A 16,341-nucleotide genomic window follows, 5' to 3' on the forward strand; every position below is an offset into this window, starting at 1 on the left:
AATTTTACCCATAGATTTACTAGAAAACTGTTCCATCGCTAATAATTTGAATTGGCGGAGCGCCTCTAGGTCTTAGCTCCGCCGCTATTTTACGCCCTGCTGCCCAGGTGCCGCCTTCTAGGACTTTTACTAGTGGTAAAGATTGGGCATCCATTCCTAGCTTTTGGCGAATTGTTTCGGCAATGCGATCGAGCAAAATCACCGTCAACGATCGCCACTCTACAATCACTTCTGAATCGGGTGAGTGTGTTTCTTGCAATACGCCCGAATGCTTGGGTTGCAACAGTCCTAAATCCATGCATAAACCGCCATTACGATACTCCGATAATCCTGTCAATTTATCCAAGTGAGTAATTTCTAAGCCCAATTCTTGCAAAGGCTCTAGCAAAGAGTAAGTCAGCCATTGGGAGAGTTTATGGAACGGCACAATCTGAGAGCCAACGCCGCGATCGGGCAAGGCAGAGTGAAGCCAAACATCGCCCATATTGATATTGTCTAGCCTGATCCGACCTTCCCAAATCTCGCTAAATCCTTCAAGAACTGCCTCAAAAACCTGTTGCGCCTCTAGTTGATTGGACTGCGACCCCTTGCGGGTATCTTGAAGCGCGCGCGCTACTAAATAATTGACTAAATACCCTAGTCGGGGCTGTTTCCCTGGCTGTTCTCCAGAAAACAAATGGGGCGATTGGGATAAAACGTTGCCCAAACGTTGCATCAGCTTGAGTCGTCCCGCCATCCCCACTAAAGAATTGCGATCGCTGACTTGAAATCCTTCTATTAACGTGGCTTCTGTAAGATTTTGTAATCCGGCTGCATCAGTTTGTAAGGCGTGAGGAATGCTAGAGAACGCACTTTGTAGAAACAGATGAAAGCTGGCAACGCCTAATCCTTCGGAACGTTGAAACGTTTGTCCGGTTGACGCTTCTAAGTACTGCCAACCTGTACCTGCGCCTGCATCTAGGAGAACGCTAGGAATAACGAGGTCAAACTTTGCTTGGGCTTTTTCTAGAGGGTTTAATTTTGCAAGGTGCTGATTCAACAGCGCAGAGCGAGAAATGCCACCTGCTTCAAAATGTCGCCAACGGCTGTGAAAGGGAATTTGTAGGGTTGGATATGTCGCTCGCATCACTTCAATGACGTAGTCTGCGGTGCGATCGAGTTGTGTTAGATCGAGATGGAAATGTTGAAGTTGGTTGGCAGTAGCGAGGGCAAAAATTTGACCGCAGCGATCGCGGATGCCTTGAGGAGAGCGAAGGTAGGCGATCGAGGGATGCATGAGTGTTTGACCTGTGTGATGATAGCGGTTATTGCGTACCAAATAAGCGATCGCCTGCGTCTCCCAATCCTGGGACAATATAACCGTGTTCATCCAGGCGTTCATCAATGGCGGCGGTGTAGAGGGGAACGTCGGGGTGCTGTTCGTGAAAATGCTGGATGCCTTCTGGAGCAGCTAATAAACAGACAAATTTGATAGAGGCTGGATTGGATTCTTTAAGGCGATCGATCGCGGCTACTGCTGAGTTGCCAGTTGCCAGCATCGGATCAACCACCACCATGTCCCGCTGCTCCACATCAATAGGTAGCTTAAAATAATACTCTACCGTCATTAGGGTGCCCGGTTCACGGTATAGCCCAATGTGTCCGACCTTGGCAGTTGGCAATAGCTCCATCATTCCGTCTAGCAAGCCTTGTCCTGCCCGCATGATAGACACAATCACCATCCTTTTGTCTGCTAACATCGGTGCTTTCATGGGAGCAACCGGAGTTTGAATCATTTCGTACTTAAGCGGTAAGTCGCGGGTTACTTCGTAAGCCAAAAGCAAAGAAGTTTCCTTCAAAAGCCTCCGAAAATTCTGCGTGTCTGTTTCTTGCTGACGCATCAACGTTAGCTTGTGCTGCACTAGGGGATGACGGATTACAAATACTTCAGATGCCATTTATACTGGTGTCACTTAGAGAATTTTGTTAGCAAACTTAAAAACATACGTTAGATAAAGAACCTAGCAGATGCCATTATTTTGTATCTGTAGTTACTTTAGCGAACTAACTTGCTCATATTAAAGCGGGTTAATATCCGAACTCTAAGGATTAGAATACAGCACATTAATATCATCAGGGCGGCAAAACTCCTATGACAGATATTTCCATCCAGCCTAATCCAGAGCCAACTCGCTCGAAGCACGTTATCTTAACATCTCACCAAAATAAGGGTGCTAAGCCCGTTGTGCCTATTCGTTGGGGAGCGACAGATCCGGGCGATCGCGGTCCTGTCATTGGCTCTCTGCGCAGCGCCAAGCACCGCAATGTGATTGGCTCCCATGCTGGCTCCTACGGGGTTTATCGAGCTTTAGCAGTCGCCAGCGGCGTGCTTGATCCCATGCACAAGGCAGACTTAACCGATACGTCTCCCATTGTGCCGCTGGGGCCTCATCCCAGTTGGAGTGACCCTAGCAAAATTGTTTCCCTTGACCCCTTTGGGGCGATCGCGGGTAAGTTGTTTGGCTCTCACTACTCTGAAGACTATGACATTCTGCCGACTATCGCTATCACGAAGGCGCACATTTGTATTCCCGAACTCAAGCAAGAAATTGACCAAGGACGTTTAAAAGTCGATGGCAAAATCCTCAAAGCCGACGGTAATTTAGTAGTCACTAAAGCGTCAATTGATCCGGTTTGGTACTTGCCTGGAATCGCTCAGCGCCTTGGCATTGAGGAGTGGGATCTGCGGCGGGCGCTGTTCCAACAAACGGGCGGCATGTTCCCTGAACTGGTTACCCGCCCTGATCTGCATGTGTTTCTGCCACCTATTGGCGGAACGACTGTCTATATTGTGGGAGATGAAGGAGCGATCGCTGATCCTACCCAGCCCTTAGCAGTGCGAGTTCATGATGAATGCAACGGCTCGGATGTGTTTGGCTCAGACATTTGCACCTGTCGTCCTTATTTAGTTCACGGCATTGAAGTCTGTATTGAAACGGCGCAAGCGGGAGGCGCAGGGGTGATTGTTTACTGTCGCAAAGAAGGACGGGCATTAGGAGAAGTCACCAAATTCCTCGTCTACAATGCCCGTAAGCGTCAGGAAGGAGGCGATCGCGCTGATGCTTACTTCCTGCGCACCGAATGCGTGGCGGGGGTGCAAGATATGCGCTTCCAGGAGCTAATGCCCGATGTGTTGCACTGGCTGGGTATTACCAAAATCGATCGCCTTGTTTCGATGAGTAACCTGAAGTACAACGCCATTACCCATTCTGGAATTGAGGTCGTGCAGCGAATTGCCATTCCACCTGAATTAATTCCTGCCGATGCTCAAGTCGAAATTGAAGCGAAAAAAGCATCAGGTTATTACTCTGAAGATGAGGTGATGGTGGCGGCAGAACTAGCAGAAGTCAAGGGAAGGGATTACTAAATTTCCAAAAAACAAGATTTTAAGGAGATATGCAACTGCACATCTCTTTTTTACGGGGCAACTGTCTTGTCTCTTTATGGATAAATTTTAGCCATGGCTTGAGCAACCCTTTCTATATAGTCATTAATTTCCACTCCATGCCCTTTTGCCAACAACTTGAGAGTTTCCAGTTTAGGACGTGCTCCTTTTTCTATCCGTCCGATATGTCTAGCAGACACGCCCTCAATATCAGTTTGTTTGAGCTTTAGATTTTTTCTAACTGTGGCGATCGCTTTGCCAAACCGTTCATCATAGAGAAGATTTTCAGCATTCAGCTTAGTTTTTAAGTCTGGATCTACAGATATTTTGAAGGAATCAAGGTCAAGATGAGTATCTGTAAATGCCCAGTAAAGGTAGCTGCCATCTGCATCAAGTTCAAAGTTTTGTCGCTCAGACCAGGGAAGAGAGTTCAAAGCAGACATTGCATCGAAAGGAATAGTCAAAATATTCAAAGCACAATCCAAGATGCACAACCCTTTGTCAGAAACCGCCGCATAGGCAATCAGATCTTGTTCTGCTCCAAGCTTCCAAGCATTCAAGATGCGCTCTGGGATAGCAGTATTTAGCCGAAAGCGCACATTGCGAATTGATCCTTGCTTCGCATCTTCAAAGACGCGAAATATTGCTTTCGACTCATTTCCTGTCGAAAAAATAATCGCTACTAAAGTTTCTGATGAACTCTGGCTTTTGACACGAACTTCTACAAACTCAAATTTAGTTGTTGTGGCAAGTAGAGTTTGGTGTTCATCATCCATGATGGTCTCATGCAGGACTTCGATACCTTGGGTAGAATCGCCGCAGATGCTTTGTCCTAAAGGTTCTTTCACTAGCCCTCTAATGTCCATTGCTAACTATCCTCTCCAGTACTTACTTTTTCTTCTCATTCTTTAAGCAGTGCTGCACGATGCTTTAAAACCGCTTTCAAAATATCTCTTCGTTCCCTTCCTGTTGGCCCCTCGTCTCTATTAGGCTTTTTAGGAAACTTAAACTTATAGTTAAGCTCTTGCTCAGTACAACTTAAAAAGTAGACTCGAATTTCCCAACGTCCAGCTTTTTTAATATGGAAGTGGGGAGGGTAATGATCATTAGAGAAAAGTAAACAATCTAACCCAGGGATTATAAATGCGGAAATCTTCGACACGGTATTTAATCATAGAGAACAAAAATAGAAGTTAGTATAGTTAGTCTTAGCCAGGACTTACGCACTGTGCAACTGCAAATTCAGATCCTCCCTAACCCTCCTTATTAAGGAGAGAATCTCAAAAGCCCCTTTTTAAGGGGTTAGGGATCTCTTCTGCGTAAGTCCTATGATTTAAAGATTAGCATGGAATCGGACATTTTCTAAATTATTCTTGAAAGAATGTCCGATTCATCGCTAGCGTAATAACAACACCGATTTCACCGATCGCTCTATCCGTCCCTGGTCATTCACCTTGCCATAAAATGCCTTGCCGTCATAGTAAAGTGACGAAGAACTGCCGCCGTCCAAATTCATTGCCTTTTCAACCCCCAAAGTTTTCATAAACTCGGCAAGTTCTGCCAGCGTCATGCCAGAATCCTCAGGGAAATTAGGTTTCTGCGCCACCATTACCCAAAGCATCTTGCCATCAGGTAGGAGTCCTACAGCCGTTCTGGCATTGCGCTGACGGCTGCCCAAGGGATCTCGAATAACCTCGCCTTGCGCATCAAAAAAGCCTTCTTGCTCCAAAGCCAGATTGGGAAGTAATTGAGGTCCACCCCCGATCGCATCCACAATTTCACAATTGGCAGGTGGTGGAGCAAGATGTTGTGCTAAATCAAATCTATCTAATTGCTGACACTGGTAACGGCGTAGTTCTGTCCGATTGAGGATGCGATCGAGATAGGGTGTGAGAGCAGGATTTTCCATGAGCCGTTCATTTTGCTGTGGATCGGCAACGAGCTTTTGATTAAGAGTGATGTAAGAAGTGGACTTTTGATTGACTGGATCAAAAAAACCAGCATTGAGGATCGCAGTCGCCTCTTCGCGTTGGGCGAACTGTTCGACAGTCTCTAAAGTGGCAGAGACAGCAAAGGTAGGGCGATCGTGACTAGAGTGCAAAGGGTTGCCAACAGGTATCAACAGGGTATGAATATCTGTCTGAGGCAATGAATAAACCCGATACTGAATCGCTGTGGAGGAGGCGATCGGGAAAGGTAGAGGCTGAACGCCTGACAAAGCAGAGGAGAGAAAAAAGGAAGGCGACAGGACGTGAAATAACAGAGCCAGAATCATTCCTCCTACCCCTAGAACAAAAACTAGCATCCTAAATCTTCTCATGAGCCAACGCCTCAGAAAGTCGATCAATTTCCCACACATTATCCTCAATCTGTCACTCGCTCGACATGTCTTGATGAATGTTCTTGATAAAGTTCGGGCAGAAATAAGATCTTCAATGATCGAAACAGAAGATAAATTGGTAGGCTAGTCTTAACACAGCTTTCCGAACTCAATTAACATTAGGAAAGTAACATTCGTAGGAACACAATCATGCCTCCCATTAAACAAAGACCGCCTGCTTCAGTAGCTGTTTCCAAAGCCAACATTGAGCAAGCAACTTTGACGCTTCAAGAACTTCCTGCTAAAACCAAGGACACTTGGTCACTACGGGAAGCCGTTACCCTGTTGCAAGATTCTATTACAACCGCACTCGATCGTGGATACAGTTACGAAGAAGTCTCAACGATGCTTGCTGGAAAAGGGGTTGCTATTACGGCTTCTTCGTTAAAGCGCTACCTGGCAAATGCCAAAAAACAGAGTGAGGGGGGTGCTAAGACCTCTACAGGTAAGCGCGGCAGAACGCCTCGTGCACCCAAAGCAGACGTGGCAACCGACGCAGAAGCGTCAACCGATGCAACCGATGCAACCGATGCAACCGATGCAGCACCAACCAAGCGTCGCGGCAGAGGCCCTAACAAACCTAAAGGCGAAGGTGAGGAAACTCAACCTAAAGCAACTCGTAGCGCCGCTGCTCGGAAAAACACGGCAGCCAGTGGCACAATTGCAGCCCCAGAAAACCAGCCTAAAGCCGTTCGTTCAACCTCTACTCGGGGACGCAAGAAAGCAGCTAGTGCAGAGTGAGTTACTGAATACTCAACCTCTTGTCTAGAAGAAATTCATCTAGGTGAACTAAAAAGCAGGCTGAGTGTTCAGTCTGCTTTTTTGGTGAGTCAGGCTCGGTCTAAGAAATTGTTTAGATTTGGGTAATAAGTGTTAGGGGGGAAGCTCGTCAGACAGCGCTCCAAATCGGTATCCTCTGCCGTACACGGTATGAATCAGAGGCGGTTCTAGCTCAGCTTCAATTTTGCGACGGAGCAACCGAATCTGAGCCGCCAAGGCATTGCTACTGGGTTTCTCATCTTCCTTCCAAAGATGCTGATAAATCTGCTCGTGGGTTAATACTTGGTTAGGATTCCGCATGAAGTATGCCAAAAGCTGGCTCTCTTTGTCTGAAAGTTCGATCGCCCTTTCCTGTCGATACGCCAACTGATTCTCAAGATCAAGTTTAAGATCGTTGATTTGCAGCAGGGCAGAGCGATCGGAAACAGGCGACGATGGACGACGAAGCAGGGCACGCACACGGGCAAGCAGTTCGCGTAGCTCGAAGGGTTTGATCAGGTAATCATCGGCTCCTGCATCTAAGCCTTCCACGCGATCGTCCAGGGTATCTTTGGCGGTAAGAAAGAGAACAGGAGTAGTGTTACCGAGCGATCGCAGTTCTTCACAGATTTCTAGTCCGCTCTTGTAAGGCAGCATCCAATCTAAGATCAGCAAATCATATTGCTTCTGCATTGCCAAAAGACTTCCAGCCGCTCCATCATGGGCAATATCAACTTGATAGCCTTCGCGTTTAAGAATGCGGCTGAGGGGTTCGGTGAGTTCGGCTTCGTCGTCTACAAGGAGAATTTGCATGGGGCTATTTTGTTGGCAGAGTAGCGAAAAAAGAGACAACTCACCGGATCGTCTGCCTATGGTTTAGACAATCCGGTGATAAGAATTAGCTTTCGTTTTTCTTAGATTTTGCCTCTAGATTTTCTAAACGACTCTTCAAATCCTGGTTGTCTTTTTTGAGTTGGTCTAATTCCTCCTGTAGCTTTTTAGTCGCTTGATCTGATCCAGCAGCTTTTTGCACTTTTTGGACAGCTTCCTCTGCCATGCGACGCACCCGACCATCAGGGGTTTGACTGGCGATCGCTCTCAAAATTCCAATTGCTTTAGTCGTTTCCATTTGCCCCAGGGCGATTACAACGGAAACTTGCGTCATAAAAAATGACTCACGCGCTAGTTCATTTAACCGATTCAGGATGCGCTCTACACTCGTTTTGGATTGCCCTGTAGAAATAGCGCCCAATGCCCGAATTGCAGCCAGGCGGAGCGGTTGAGGCGTTCCTGCAACCGTGTTTTCGAGAATCAGCGCCAGGGCTGCTTCTGAAGTTTTGAGTTGGCTAAGTCCGGCGATCGCTCCACTTCTAACGGTTTCGTTCCAGCCAGCCCGTTGCGCCAACACATCCTGAAAAAGCTGGATAGCCTCGTCTGCATCCGTTTCGCTGCTGCCCAAAATGCTGCCAATGCCAGAGAGTGCTGATGCTTCCACAAGGTAGCTGGCATCTCCCTTTTCGGCAATGGGTTTTAATGCCTGGTAACTGGCGGTTGTTTTCAGCTTGGCGATCGCGCCAACCACTGCTCGCCGCACTCTTGCATCTGAGTCAGTAAGTCCTTTCACCAATCCTTCAAACGCTTGATCTAGCTTGATGCTTGCCAGTTGCCCTGCTACTTCCACTCGAACTCCCCAGAAAGGATCATCGGTAAGAGCAACAGTGAGCGCTTTGACGGCTTCTAGTCCGCCTTTTTTGGCAAGGGCTTTCGCGGCATCAATTCGCGAAAGCACGTCTGGATCATGCTGCAATTGCGCCTTCAGTTCGGCGATCGGATATTCTAGCGCTACCGTTTTAAGGAAATGATTGCCCACATCAAAACTGACAAACTGGGGCTTTTCTGATAATGGAAAATAGAAAGTTTGTTCGCGCTCGTGAATGCGGACGGTGAACGTTTGGGATTTAGATTTTTCAGTGTAGCCAAATCCAATTGGCACCTTTAAATCAAATAATTCACTGCCGCTGCCATTGCCTTTACCGTTACTGCCCTCCTTCACCTGAGTTTGCGTCACGGTTACTTTTGCAAGATTGCTGTCACTATCCCAAGCATACGCCACCTTATAGTCAGGATGTCCGCCCCGAAAGACATATTGATCGAACAAAAATTGCAGATTGCGCCCGGTTGCCGTTTCGATCGCCCTCAACAAATCGATCGTTTCCACCGTTTGATGGGCGTTGTCTTGCACAAAAGTATGAACCGCTTTGAAGAACAGATCATCGCCCAATTCTGAGCGAATCATGTGGTAAACGCAGGCTCCCTTGTCATAAATATGGCGATCGTACAGTTCGATCGCCTCTCGATAAACGTGGGTTACCATCGGGCGACGATACCGAGAACTATCTTCTGCCAAATAATTTCGCGCTTCACCTAAGCGATAGTAAGCCCCATCTTCCTGGCTATACTCATCCGTCACCCACAAAATTTCGGCATACGAAGCCATGCCTTCTTTAATCCAGGCGTGCGACCAATGTTTGATCACTACTAAATCACCAAACCATTGGTGGGCAAGCTCATGAGCCACTAATGATTCTGAATTTTGATTGTCCAATGCTGCCCGTTCATCCAGTAAGCAGCGATCGGTTAACAGCGTCGTGGAGGTGTTTTCCATGCCACCAAAGATGAAATCGTTGACGCAAACCTGCGCATATTTAGGAAAAGGATAGGAATAGCCAAACGCCTTGCTAAAAAACTCAATCATGCGCGGCGTTTTACCCATGGTGCGAAGGGCATCGTCTGCGCGCGATCGCTCCACATAATAGGTCACGGGTCTACCCTGCCACTCTTCTTTAAACTCAGCAAAGTCGCCTACAGCCAGCGTCATTAGGTAGGTCGGATGCACCTGTTTCTGTGACCAGTGATAAATGCAATCGCTCCCCAAGTCCTGCATATCCACCAACTCTCCATTAGAAATTGCCATATACGGCTTGGGAATGCGCACCCGAATTTCAGAGGTTGCCAACTGTCCTGGATAGTCGAAGCACGGGAACCAGTAGCGAGAGTCTTCATCCTCACCCTGCGTCCACACTTGCACAGGTTTGTCAGGATAATCTTTATCGGGTGCAATAAAGTAAATGCCGCGCTGAGGTTGTTCGACCTGGTAGTTAATGGTGATTTCTAAAACCTTCTCGGCTTGCGTCGCTTGCCCCAAATTAATTTGTAGCTGTTCTCCGTCGTAGTCAAATGTCTGTTCAACCCCTGCCGCTTGCACTGAATTAATTTGTAGATTGACAGCATCTAGGGTGAGGCGATCGATGCCATCGCGTACAGGCTTAATGCGGATGTGGCAGGTTCCCTGATAGCTCTGATAGGGAATATCTAGCACTAAATCCAGGAAGATATGCTCAACTTGTCCAGGGCGATCGGGATTGTAATGGGGGCGAGAACCTGGTAACTCAAAAGATCTGCGTCCGTTATTGTCGCTATCAAAAGAAAGATTTGGCATGAGAAGAGAAACCTAGAATTATGAAGATGCCTCTCTAAAAGAGGCTTTGGCAGCTATCCCTACAGATTAGCAAAGGGAAGGCGATACGCTGGGCTTCATACTGATTTTCCCTAAGCAAGTTGACCCTATGATTAAGCATTTAAAATAAATTGCCCACTCCCCATCTAGAATTTCGGGAGCAGGCGGATTCATTAATTTTCAGTCAATCCTACAACGTGAGGTTATCTACAAAGCAAGACTTAGAATGAGCATCAAAACGGCTTAGTTCTGTCCAAGTTTTCGCACCAATGACCCCATCAACTTTTAGACCCACACGAGCAGCTTGAAAAGCCTTGACCGCCGTTTCAGTTTTTGCGCCAAAGTCGTTGTCCACAGCACCCTTATAAAAGTCACCGTCTTTCAGCGCTTGTTGCACTTTACCTACTAATGCGTCAAAAGCACCTTTTCTTAATACGGGCATACTTGCTGTTCCTTCGCAGAGGTAAGCCCAAGTCTTGGCTCCAACAATTCCATCGACTTTTAAGAAAGCAAGACACTGAAGATATTGCACTGCCGTCCGAGTGTGATCTTCAAAAGATCCTGTTATTGCCACCTGTAGGGGAGAACGAGAGATGACGTCAATTTCCTTAAGACGGGCATTTAGAGCGGTTTGCATTTCAGAAACAATCCGACCACTCGCGTTAGATTGAACGGTGGGACGAACAGCCGGACATTGAATAGTAGGCATGGTAGATTCTCTGCGATGGATTACTGGTTTACGTGGATTAAGCTTCCACATCACCTAGATTAGAAAAACCTCTTCAGCAAAACTATTCCCCTCGTGAGTACTCTAGGAGAATCCTAGCAAGTATCTAGGAGAGATCGCTCTCCTGAGTCGCAATTACTATGGCTAAGATATAGTCAAGGCAGTTTGCCCAAAAGCAAGTTCCATTCAAGGAGAATTCCTATGTCCGAAGGCTGCCTCCGGGTTGGTCAGGTTGCACCCGATTTCACCGCAACCGCAGTACACCATCAAGAATTCAAGACCATTCGGCTCTCTGACTATCGCGGTAGATATGTCGTCCTGTTCTTTTATCCTCTGGACTTCACCTTCGTTTGCCCCACAGAAGTTATGGCATTCAGCGACAGTTACGACAAATTTAAAGATCTCAACACCGAAATTCTGGGCATTTCAGTAGACAGCGAATTTTCTCATCTAGCCTGGGTGCAAACCGATCGCAAACTAGGCGGCGTTGGCGACCTGACCTATCCCTTAGTGTCTGATATTAAAAAAGAAATTGGTACCGCTTACAACGTTCTTGATCCTGATGCTGGAATCACCCTACGCGGTTTGTTTATCATCGATCGCGAAGGCGTTGTTCAGCACGCCACTATCAATAACCTTGGCTTTGGTCGCAGCGTAGATGAAACCTTGCGCGTTTTGCAAGCCATTCGTCATGTCCAATCTCATCCTGACGAAGTTTGCCCCGTCAATTGGCAACCCGGCGAGAAAACCATGAACCCTGACCCCATTAAGTTTAAGGAATTCTTCGCGGCAGTTTAGGCAAGCTTTTATAAGAGATTTCTAGAGGGTCACATCACTACAGATTTCCGGCTTCTCAGACAAGACTCAAGAAATCGGGAATCTGTGCAACAAAAAAACTGGCAAACTCGAAAGTTAACCAGTTTCAATCACCTAAAAAATTGTGTCGTTCTAAGCAATTTGGAAGAAACCTAATCTGCGCTTCCCATGGCGGCAAAATAGTTCCTTAAAGATTTCTACAAGCCTCAGACGAGCGTTTCCAGAAATCTGACTTCCAAGGCAAATTGTAGCAACAAGCACAGCCCCTTCGTTATAAAGCTTCATGCAAGTTTTAAAAGATTTAATAATCTGCGCTAATCACTCTGCGTCGAGTTGCAGTTGTGGGAACCGATCGCTGCTCAATGCCTTCTAAACTTGGAACAAATCCTCTCATTCCTCGTCAATGAGTATCTAAATCTAAGTTAGGGAAATATTTAGATTAGAAAAACCAGGGCAAACTCATTCCCTTGCACTTCTTTTACTGCCCATTTTTTAATGCCCAATGTTACCCCATTCCGTCACCCATAACCTCGACCTTGGAGAACTCTAAAACCCACTATGGCAACACAATCTACCCTTCCCATTACTCCTGCTTCCTCTCGACTGGCAGCAATCTTTAAGACAATGAGTTTGTCAGCTAGCGTAGTTTTGCTTACTAGCAGCAGTATCCTGCCTGCGATCGCTGCACCTATTTCTCAGCTACCATCGGGTCGCAACGAGCCGAACACCTCCCCTTCTCGTAATCCTTCCAACTCCGTCCCCGTTCCGCAGCAAGCTGTCAACGCTCGCTTTAGCTGCCAAACTCAAAACGGCGAATACACCGTCGTTTACAATCCTCAAAGCCAACCTGGCGAAACCTATCCTTGGGCAAAACCTACTGCGATGGGTGGTGGCTGGACTCCTGAGCGACGCTGTGCCGAAATTAGCCGCCGTTTAGAAGAATACCGTCCCGCAGGTTTACTAGAAATGCAAACGGCTGTCGAGAACGGCTACAATACCATCTGCGTCACGACATCTCAAGTGCCCAGTTGCCGAATTGTGTTAACTGTTCCTGAAGGCGAAGATCCTTTAGTAATTCGCGATCGCGTTTTTGGTAACCTGACTGTTGCCGACAATGGACAACAAACCACTGCGGTCACCACCTTCTCCGGCGACGACGACAGCATCATTAACCAAATTGGCGTAGCGGTCGGCGTTGATCTCTCTTCACTCTCCCGCTCTAGTCGTTCATCTCGGTCTGGCGATCGTGTTGACCTGCGCCCCTTTCTCGACCGAGCAGACGGTGGTACGGGAGCAAGATTGCGTTAAAAGTAGATATTCTAATAAATATTGAGTGTGAGGGGCGTGTTAACCATACCCCTCTTTTTACTGCAAGTTTGCGAAGGGGCGAGGCAAAGTTGCGAAGGAGTTCTCTAAACGTGATAGTATCCCTGTTGCCGCTTCATGGGTGATCAGGGGCGCTTGTGTTCATTCCTCTCTATCTTTAAATATTCATGCCATCACCGAACTTTCTTCGTCGGACAAAAATTGTTGCAACGATTGGACCTGCCACCAGCAGCCTCAAAGTTCTACGCGATTTGATTGAAGCTGGAGCAACCACCCTACGGCTTAACTTTTCTCATGGCACGCATGATGACCATCAGCGGAGCATTCGCCTTATTCGTCAGGTGTCTTTTGAGCTAAACCAGCCTGTCGGGATTTTGCAAGATCTTCAAGGCCCAAAGATTCGCCTGGGCAAGTTTGAGAACGGCTCAATTAATTTAGAGAAAGGCGATCCCTTCGTCCTCACCAGCCATCTCATGCCTGGAACTCAGGGAAAGAGCTGCGTGACCTACGAACCCCTGGCTGACGAAGTTCCCGCAGGTGCCGTCATTCTTTTAGATGATGGACGGGTAGAAATGCGGGTTGAGAAGGTCGATAAAGCCGCTAAGGAACTCCATTGTGAAGTTGTTGTTGGGGGCGTGCTATCGAACAACAAAGGCGTTAATTTTCCTGGGGTTTATCTATCCGTTAAGGCACTTACCGATAAAGATAAAGAAGATCTGATGTTTGGACTCGATCAAGGAGTCGATTGGGTAGCGCTCAGCTTCGTTCGTAATCCGCAGGATATTTTAGAAATTAAAGAACTGATTGCTAGTGCTGGAAAGAACGTTCCGGTGATCGCCAAGATTGAGAAGCATGAGGCGATCGAGCAAATGGAAGCCATCCTTTCCCTATGCGATGGGGTGATGGTGGCACGGGGCGACCTGGGGGTAGAGCTACCCGCTGAAGATGTCCCAATTCTGCAAAAACGGCTGATTGCCACCTCGAACCGTCTGGGCATTCCTGTCATTACTGCCACTCAAATGCTCGACAGTATGCTTAGCAATCCTCGCCCCACCCGCGCCGAGATTTCTGATGTAGCCAACGCTATCCTAGATGGCACCGATGCCGTCATGCTGTCTAACGAAACCGCCGTGGGTAAGTTTCCAGTGCAGGCAGTCGAAACCATGGCACGCATTGCTTGCCGTATGGAACAAGACCCCATCTACAAACGCAAAACCGAAGATATGGGTGGGCGATCGATCCCCAATGCGATTAGCAGCGCTGTCGGACAAATTGCCGAACAGCTTGGTGCTGCTGCCATTATGACCCTCACTAAGTCTGGCGCAACCGCTCGCAACGTCTCTAAGTTCCGCCCCAATAAGCCTATTCTGGCAATTACACCCCATGTAGACGTAGCTCGGCAGTTGCAGCTTGTTTGGGGGGTTAAGCCTCTTCTCGTCCTTAACCTAATTTCTACCGGACAGACCTTCCAATCTGCCCTCAATGTGGCACAGGAGACGGGCTTGCTGGCGCAGGGAGACTTAGTGGTAATGACCGCAGGCACGCTTCAAGGTGTCTCTGGCTCTACTGATTTGATTAAGGTAGAAGTGGTTACCTCTGTGCTGGGCAAGGGATTGGGCATTGGGCAGGGTTCGGTCAGTGGGCTTGCCAGAGTGGCTCATACGATGGCAGAACTCGGAAACTTTAACCCAGGCGAAATCCTGGTTGTATCAAAAACCAGCGCCGACCATATTGAAGTAATTCGTAAGTCCGCAGGCATCATTACTGAGGAAAGTAGCCTCACTAGCCATGCCGCTGTCATTGGTCTCCGCTTAGGCGTTCCCGTCATTGTGGGCGTAAAAAATGCTACGGAGGCTATCCGAGATGGCACCATTCTTACCCTTGATGTGCAGCGCGGCTTAGTTTACTCAGGCACCACTAGCTCTGCTCCCACAGAGACAGCCTTGCTGGTTTAAGCCCGATCTCCAATTCCAACCTCCTAGGAGACAATCATGAGTTCTAGAGTTGTGAAAAAAGAAGCGAATCAGCTATATAAAGCTTTCCTGCCGTTGCTGACTGCGGAGAGCAGAATTGCTGATCTGGTTTTGCTGGATTTGGCAAAAATTGTTCAAGTCTGTGGGCGCAGCAATGGAGAAATTAGTTCTAATGAATTGTTGGCATATCTCACGATCTATGCTTTGGTCAAGCAAGATTCAGAGAAGCTTAATGCAGCATTGAACTGGGAAACCTCAGCGGAAAAGCGGCTTCAAGCTCAGAAAATGACCCTACAAATTCTTTTGGGTTTGACTGAGAAACAGCCTGATCAGTTAATGTTACCGTCAGTTCTGAACCAGTTTGATCAAGAGAAGGGAACGCATTATCTGGATACAGTCGTAAACGCCATTTATAAGTTTGCGCAAGTGATGACGAAGGCAGATGGCAACGTCACATTATCGGAAATAGATTCACTGGCGATTGCCTGGAAACTTCTCCACACCTACCAACCCCTTGCAAGCTATGAACAAGGCTTAACCCAATCTACGTCTCTGCCCAACGCCACCACAATAGACCCGCCCCAAACCTACGAAGCCGCTCTTGCAGAACTCAATGATTTAATTGGACTAGACAATATTAAGGAAGCCGTCCGCACATTAGCCAACGTTTTAAAGGTACAAAAGATTCGAGAACAGCGAGGCATGGCAACTCCATCTGTCTCTCTCCACGCCGTCTTTGGTGGTCCCCCTGGTACTGGCAAAACGACCGTAGCCAGACTGGTTGGCTCTATCTACAAAGGGCTGGAGTTTCTAGAAAAAGGGCAGTTAGTAGAAACCGATCGCGCGGGCATGGTTGCCGGATTCATTGGACAAACTGCCACGAAGGTTGATGAGTTGGTTAAAACGGCGCTGGATGGCGTGTTATTTATTGACGAAGCCTACGCCCTCAGCCCCAGAGAGGGCGGCAGCGATTTTGGGCAAGAAGCGATCGATGTGTTGCTAAAACGCATGGAAGATTACCGCGATCGCCTGGTTGTGATCGTGGCTGGCTATACCGATGAAATGTCCAACTTCATCGAATCAAATCCTGGCTTAAAGTCCCGTTTCAGTCGTTACTTTTACTTTAGCGATTACACTCCCGAAGAACTTACCGCCATCTTCAAGAAGCTTTGTGCTAAAAGTCACTTTACCCTTACTCCCGAAGCTCAGACTCAACTACAGACTCTTCTTGAACGGCTTTATTTGAACCGCGATCGCACCTTCGGCAATGCTCGTCTCGTCCGTAACCTGTTTGAAAAAACCATCGAGCGCCAAGCCAATCGCCTCGCCATCCTCTCTTCTCTCCCCGACGAAGTGCTAACTACTCTCCTCCCTGAAGACATTCCTACTCAACCGTAACTCGGCAGTATTCCCACTGAT

At 47.6% G+C, this 16,341-nt stretch carries 13 protein-coding genes; 6 read left to right on the top strand and 7 right to left on the bottom strand.

Going from position 1 to position 16,341, the window contains the following annotated elements; all coding sequences use genetic code 11:
* Positions 1 to 19 precede the first annotated feature (19 nt).
* Positions 20 to 1,276, bottom strand: a complete 1,257-nt coding sequence (locus KME11_20400; GenBank protein ID MBW4517571.1) for a URC4/urg3 family protein — start codon at positions 1,274 to 1,276, stop codon at positions 20 to 22.
* Between the two features lie 28 nt (positions 1,277 to 1,304).
* Positions 1,305 to 1,937: a uracil phosphoribosyltransferase gene (upp, locus tag KME11_20405; protein MBW4517572.1), complete on the bottom strand. Its 633-nt coding sequence runs from the start codon at positions 1,935 to 1,937 to the stop codon at positions 1,305 to 1,307.
* Between the two features lie 194 nt (positions 1,938 to 2,131).
* Here upp and KME11_20410 point away from each other — a divergent pair, with 194 nt between their 5' ends.
* Positions 2,132 to 3,406 (top strand): GTP cyclohydrolase II, encoded by a 1,275-nt coding sequence (locus KME11_20410; GenBank protein MBW4517573.1) that lies wholly within the window; start codon positions 2,132 to 2,134, stop codon positions 3,404 to 3,406.
* A 74-nt stretch (positions 3,407 to 3,480) separates the two neighbouring features.
* Here the strand turns inward: KME11_20410 and KME11_20415 are convergent, their stop codons facing one another.
* A complete protein-coding gene (locus KME11_20415) occupies positions 3,481 to 4,290 on the bottom strand; it encodes a helix-turn-helix domain-containing protein (GenBank protein MBW4517574.1) in 810 nt (269 codons plus the stop codon).
* Between the two features lie 530 nt (positions 4,291 to 4,820).
* The gene (locus KME11_20420; protein ID MBW4517575.1) at positions 4,821 to 5,699 is read right to left on the bottom strand and encodes a phosphodiester glycosidase family protein; all 879 of its coding nucleotides are present in this window, start codon (positions 5,697 to 5,699) and stop codon (positions 4,821 to 4,823) included.
* A gap of 255 nt (positions 5,700 to 5,954) precedes the next feature.
* On the opposite strand from KME11_20420, the gene KME11_20425 reads away from it, so the two are divergent.
* The gene (locus tag KME11_20425) at positions 5,955 to 6,545 is read left to right on the top strand and encodes a hypothetical protein (GenBank protein ID MBW4517576.1); all 591 of its coding nucleotides are present in this window, start codon (positions 5,955 to 5,957) and stop codon (positions 6,543 to 6,545) included.
* A 132-nt stretch (positions 6,546 to 6,677) separates the two neighbouring features.
* On the opposite strand, the gene KME11_20430 is transcribed toward KME11_20425, so the two are convergent.
* From KME11_20430 to KME11_20440, 3 genes are all read right to left on the bottom strand, one after another.
* A complete protein-coding gene (locus KME11_20430) occupies positions 6,678 to 7,376 on the bottom strand; it encodes a response regulator transcription factor (protein MBW4517577.1) in 699 nt (232 codons plus the stop codon).
* A gap of 85 nt (positions 7,377 to 7,461) precedes the next feature.
* Positions 7,462 to 10,062, bottom strand: a complete 2,601-nt coding sequence (locus KME11_20435) for a M1 family metallopeptidase (protein MBW4517578.1) — start codon at positions 10,060 to 10,062, stop codon at positions 7,462 to 7,464.
* A 208-nt stretch (positions 10,063 to 10,270) separates the two neighbouring features.
* Complete coding sequence (locus KME11_20440) at positions 10,271 to 10,789, bottom strand: peptidoglycan-binding protein (GenBank protein ID MBW4517579.1); 519 nt, start codon at positions 10,787 to 10,789, stop codon at positions 10,271 to 10,273.
* Positions 10,790 to 11,008: 219 nt separating this feature from the next.
* Here KME11_20440 and KME11_20445 point away from each other — a divergent pair, with 219 nt between their 5' ends.
* The 4 genes from KME11_20445 to KME11_20460 all read left to right on the top strand — a co-directional run bounded on the left by KME11_20445 (position 11,009) and on the right by KME11_20460 (position 16,320).
* On the top strand, positions 11,009 to 11,605 hold the full coding sequence (locus KME11_20445) for a peroxiredoxin (protein ID MBW4517580.1): 597 nt from the start codon (positions 11,009 to 11,011) through the stop codon (positions 11,603 to 11,605).
* Between the two features lie 642 nt (positions 11,606 to 12,247).
* Positions 12,248 to 12,931 carry a COP23 domain-containing protein gene (locus tag KME11_20450; GenBank protein ID MBW4517581.1) on the top strand — a complete coding sequence of 228 codons (684 nt, stop codon included), beginning with the start codon at positions 12,248 to 12,250 and terminating at the stop codon, positions 12,929 to 12,931.
* A gap of 185 nt (positions 12,932 to 13,116) precedes the next feature.
* Positions 13,117 to 14,904: a pyruvate kinase gene (pyk, locus tag KME11_20455; protein MBW4517582.1), complete on the top strand. Its 1,788-nt coding sequence runs from the start codon at positions 13,117 to 13,119 to the stop codon at positions 14,902 to 14,904.
* 36 nt (positions 14,905 to 14,940) lie between these two features.
* Positions 14,941 to 16,320 (top strand): AAA family ATPase, encoded by a 1,380-nt coding sequence (locus KME11_20460; GenBank protein ID MBW4517583.1) that lies wholly within the window; start codon positions 14,941 to 14,943, stop codon positions 16,318 to 16,320.
* The last annotated feature ends 21 nt before the right edge of the window (positions 16,321 to 16,341 follow it).

The organism is Timaviella obliquedivisa GSE-PSE-MK23-08B, assembly GCA_019358855.1.
Taxonomy (GTDB): Bacteria; Cyanobacteriota; Cyanobacteriia; order Elainellales; family Elainellaceae; genus Timaviella; species Timaviella obliquedivisa.

What these genes read in the sequence shown, in the direction of transcription:
- KME11_20400 (MBW4517571.1), bottom strand. Translation starts at nt 1,276, where the DNA reads ATGCATCCCTCGATCGCCTACCTTCGCTCTCCTCAAGGCATCCGCGAT.
- upp (MBW4517572.1), bottom strand. Translation starts at nt 1,937, where the DNA reads ATGGCATCTGAAGTATTTGTAATCCGTCATCCCCTAGTGCAGCACAAG.
- KME11_20410 (MBW4517573.1), top strand. Translation starts at nt 2,132, where the DNA reads ATGACAGATATTTCCATCCAGCCTAATCCAGAGCCAACTCGCTCGAAG.
- KME11_20415 (MBW4517574.1), bottom strand. Translation starts at nt 4,290, where the DNA reads ATGGACATTAGAGGGCTAGTGAAAGAACCTTTAGGACAAAGCATCTGC.
- KME11_20420 (MBW4517575.1), bottom strand. Translation starts at nt 5,699, where the DNA reads ATGATTCTGGCTCTGTTATTTCACGTCCTGTCGCCTTCCTTTTTTCTC.
- KME11_20425 (MBW4517576.1), top strand. Translation starts at nt 5,955, where the DNA reads ATGCCTCCCATTAAACAAAGACCGCCTGCTTCAGTAGCTGTTTCCAAA.
- KME11_20430 (MBW4517577.1), bottom strand. Translation starts at nt 7,376, where the DNA reads ATGCAAATTCTCCTTGTAGACGACGAAGCCGAACTCACCGAACCCCTC.
- KME11_20435 (MBW4517578.1), bottom strand. Translation starts at nt 10,062, where the DNA reads ATGCCAAATCTTTCTTTTGATAGCGACAATAACGGACGCAGATCTTTT.
- KME11_20440 (MBW4517579.1), bottom strand. Translation starts at nt 10,789, where the DNA reads ATGCCTACTATTCAATGTCCGGCTGTTCGTCCCACCGTTCAATCTAAC.
- KME11_20445 (MBW4517580.1), top strand. Translation starts at nt 11,009, where the DNA reads ATGTCCGAAGGCTGCCTCCGGGTTGGTCAGGTTGCACCCGATTTCACC.
- KME11_20450 (MBW4517581.1), top strand. Translation starts at nt 12,248, where the DNA reads ATGAGTTTGTCAGCTAGCGTAGTTTTGCTTACTAGCAGCAGTATCCTG.
- pyk (MBW4517582.1), top strand. Translation starts at nt 13,117, where the DNA reads ATGCCATCACCGAACTTTCTTCGTCGGACAAAAATTGTTGCAACGATT.
- KME11_20460 (MBW4517583.1), top strand. Translation starts at nt 14,941, where the DNA reads ATGAGTTCTAGAGTTGTGAAAAAAGAAGCGAATCAGCTATATAAAGCT.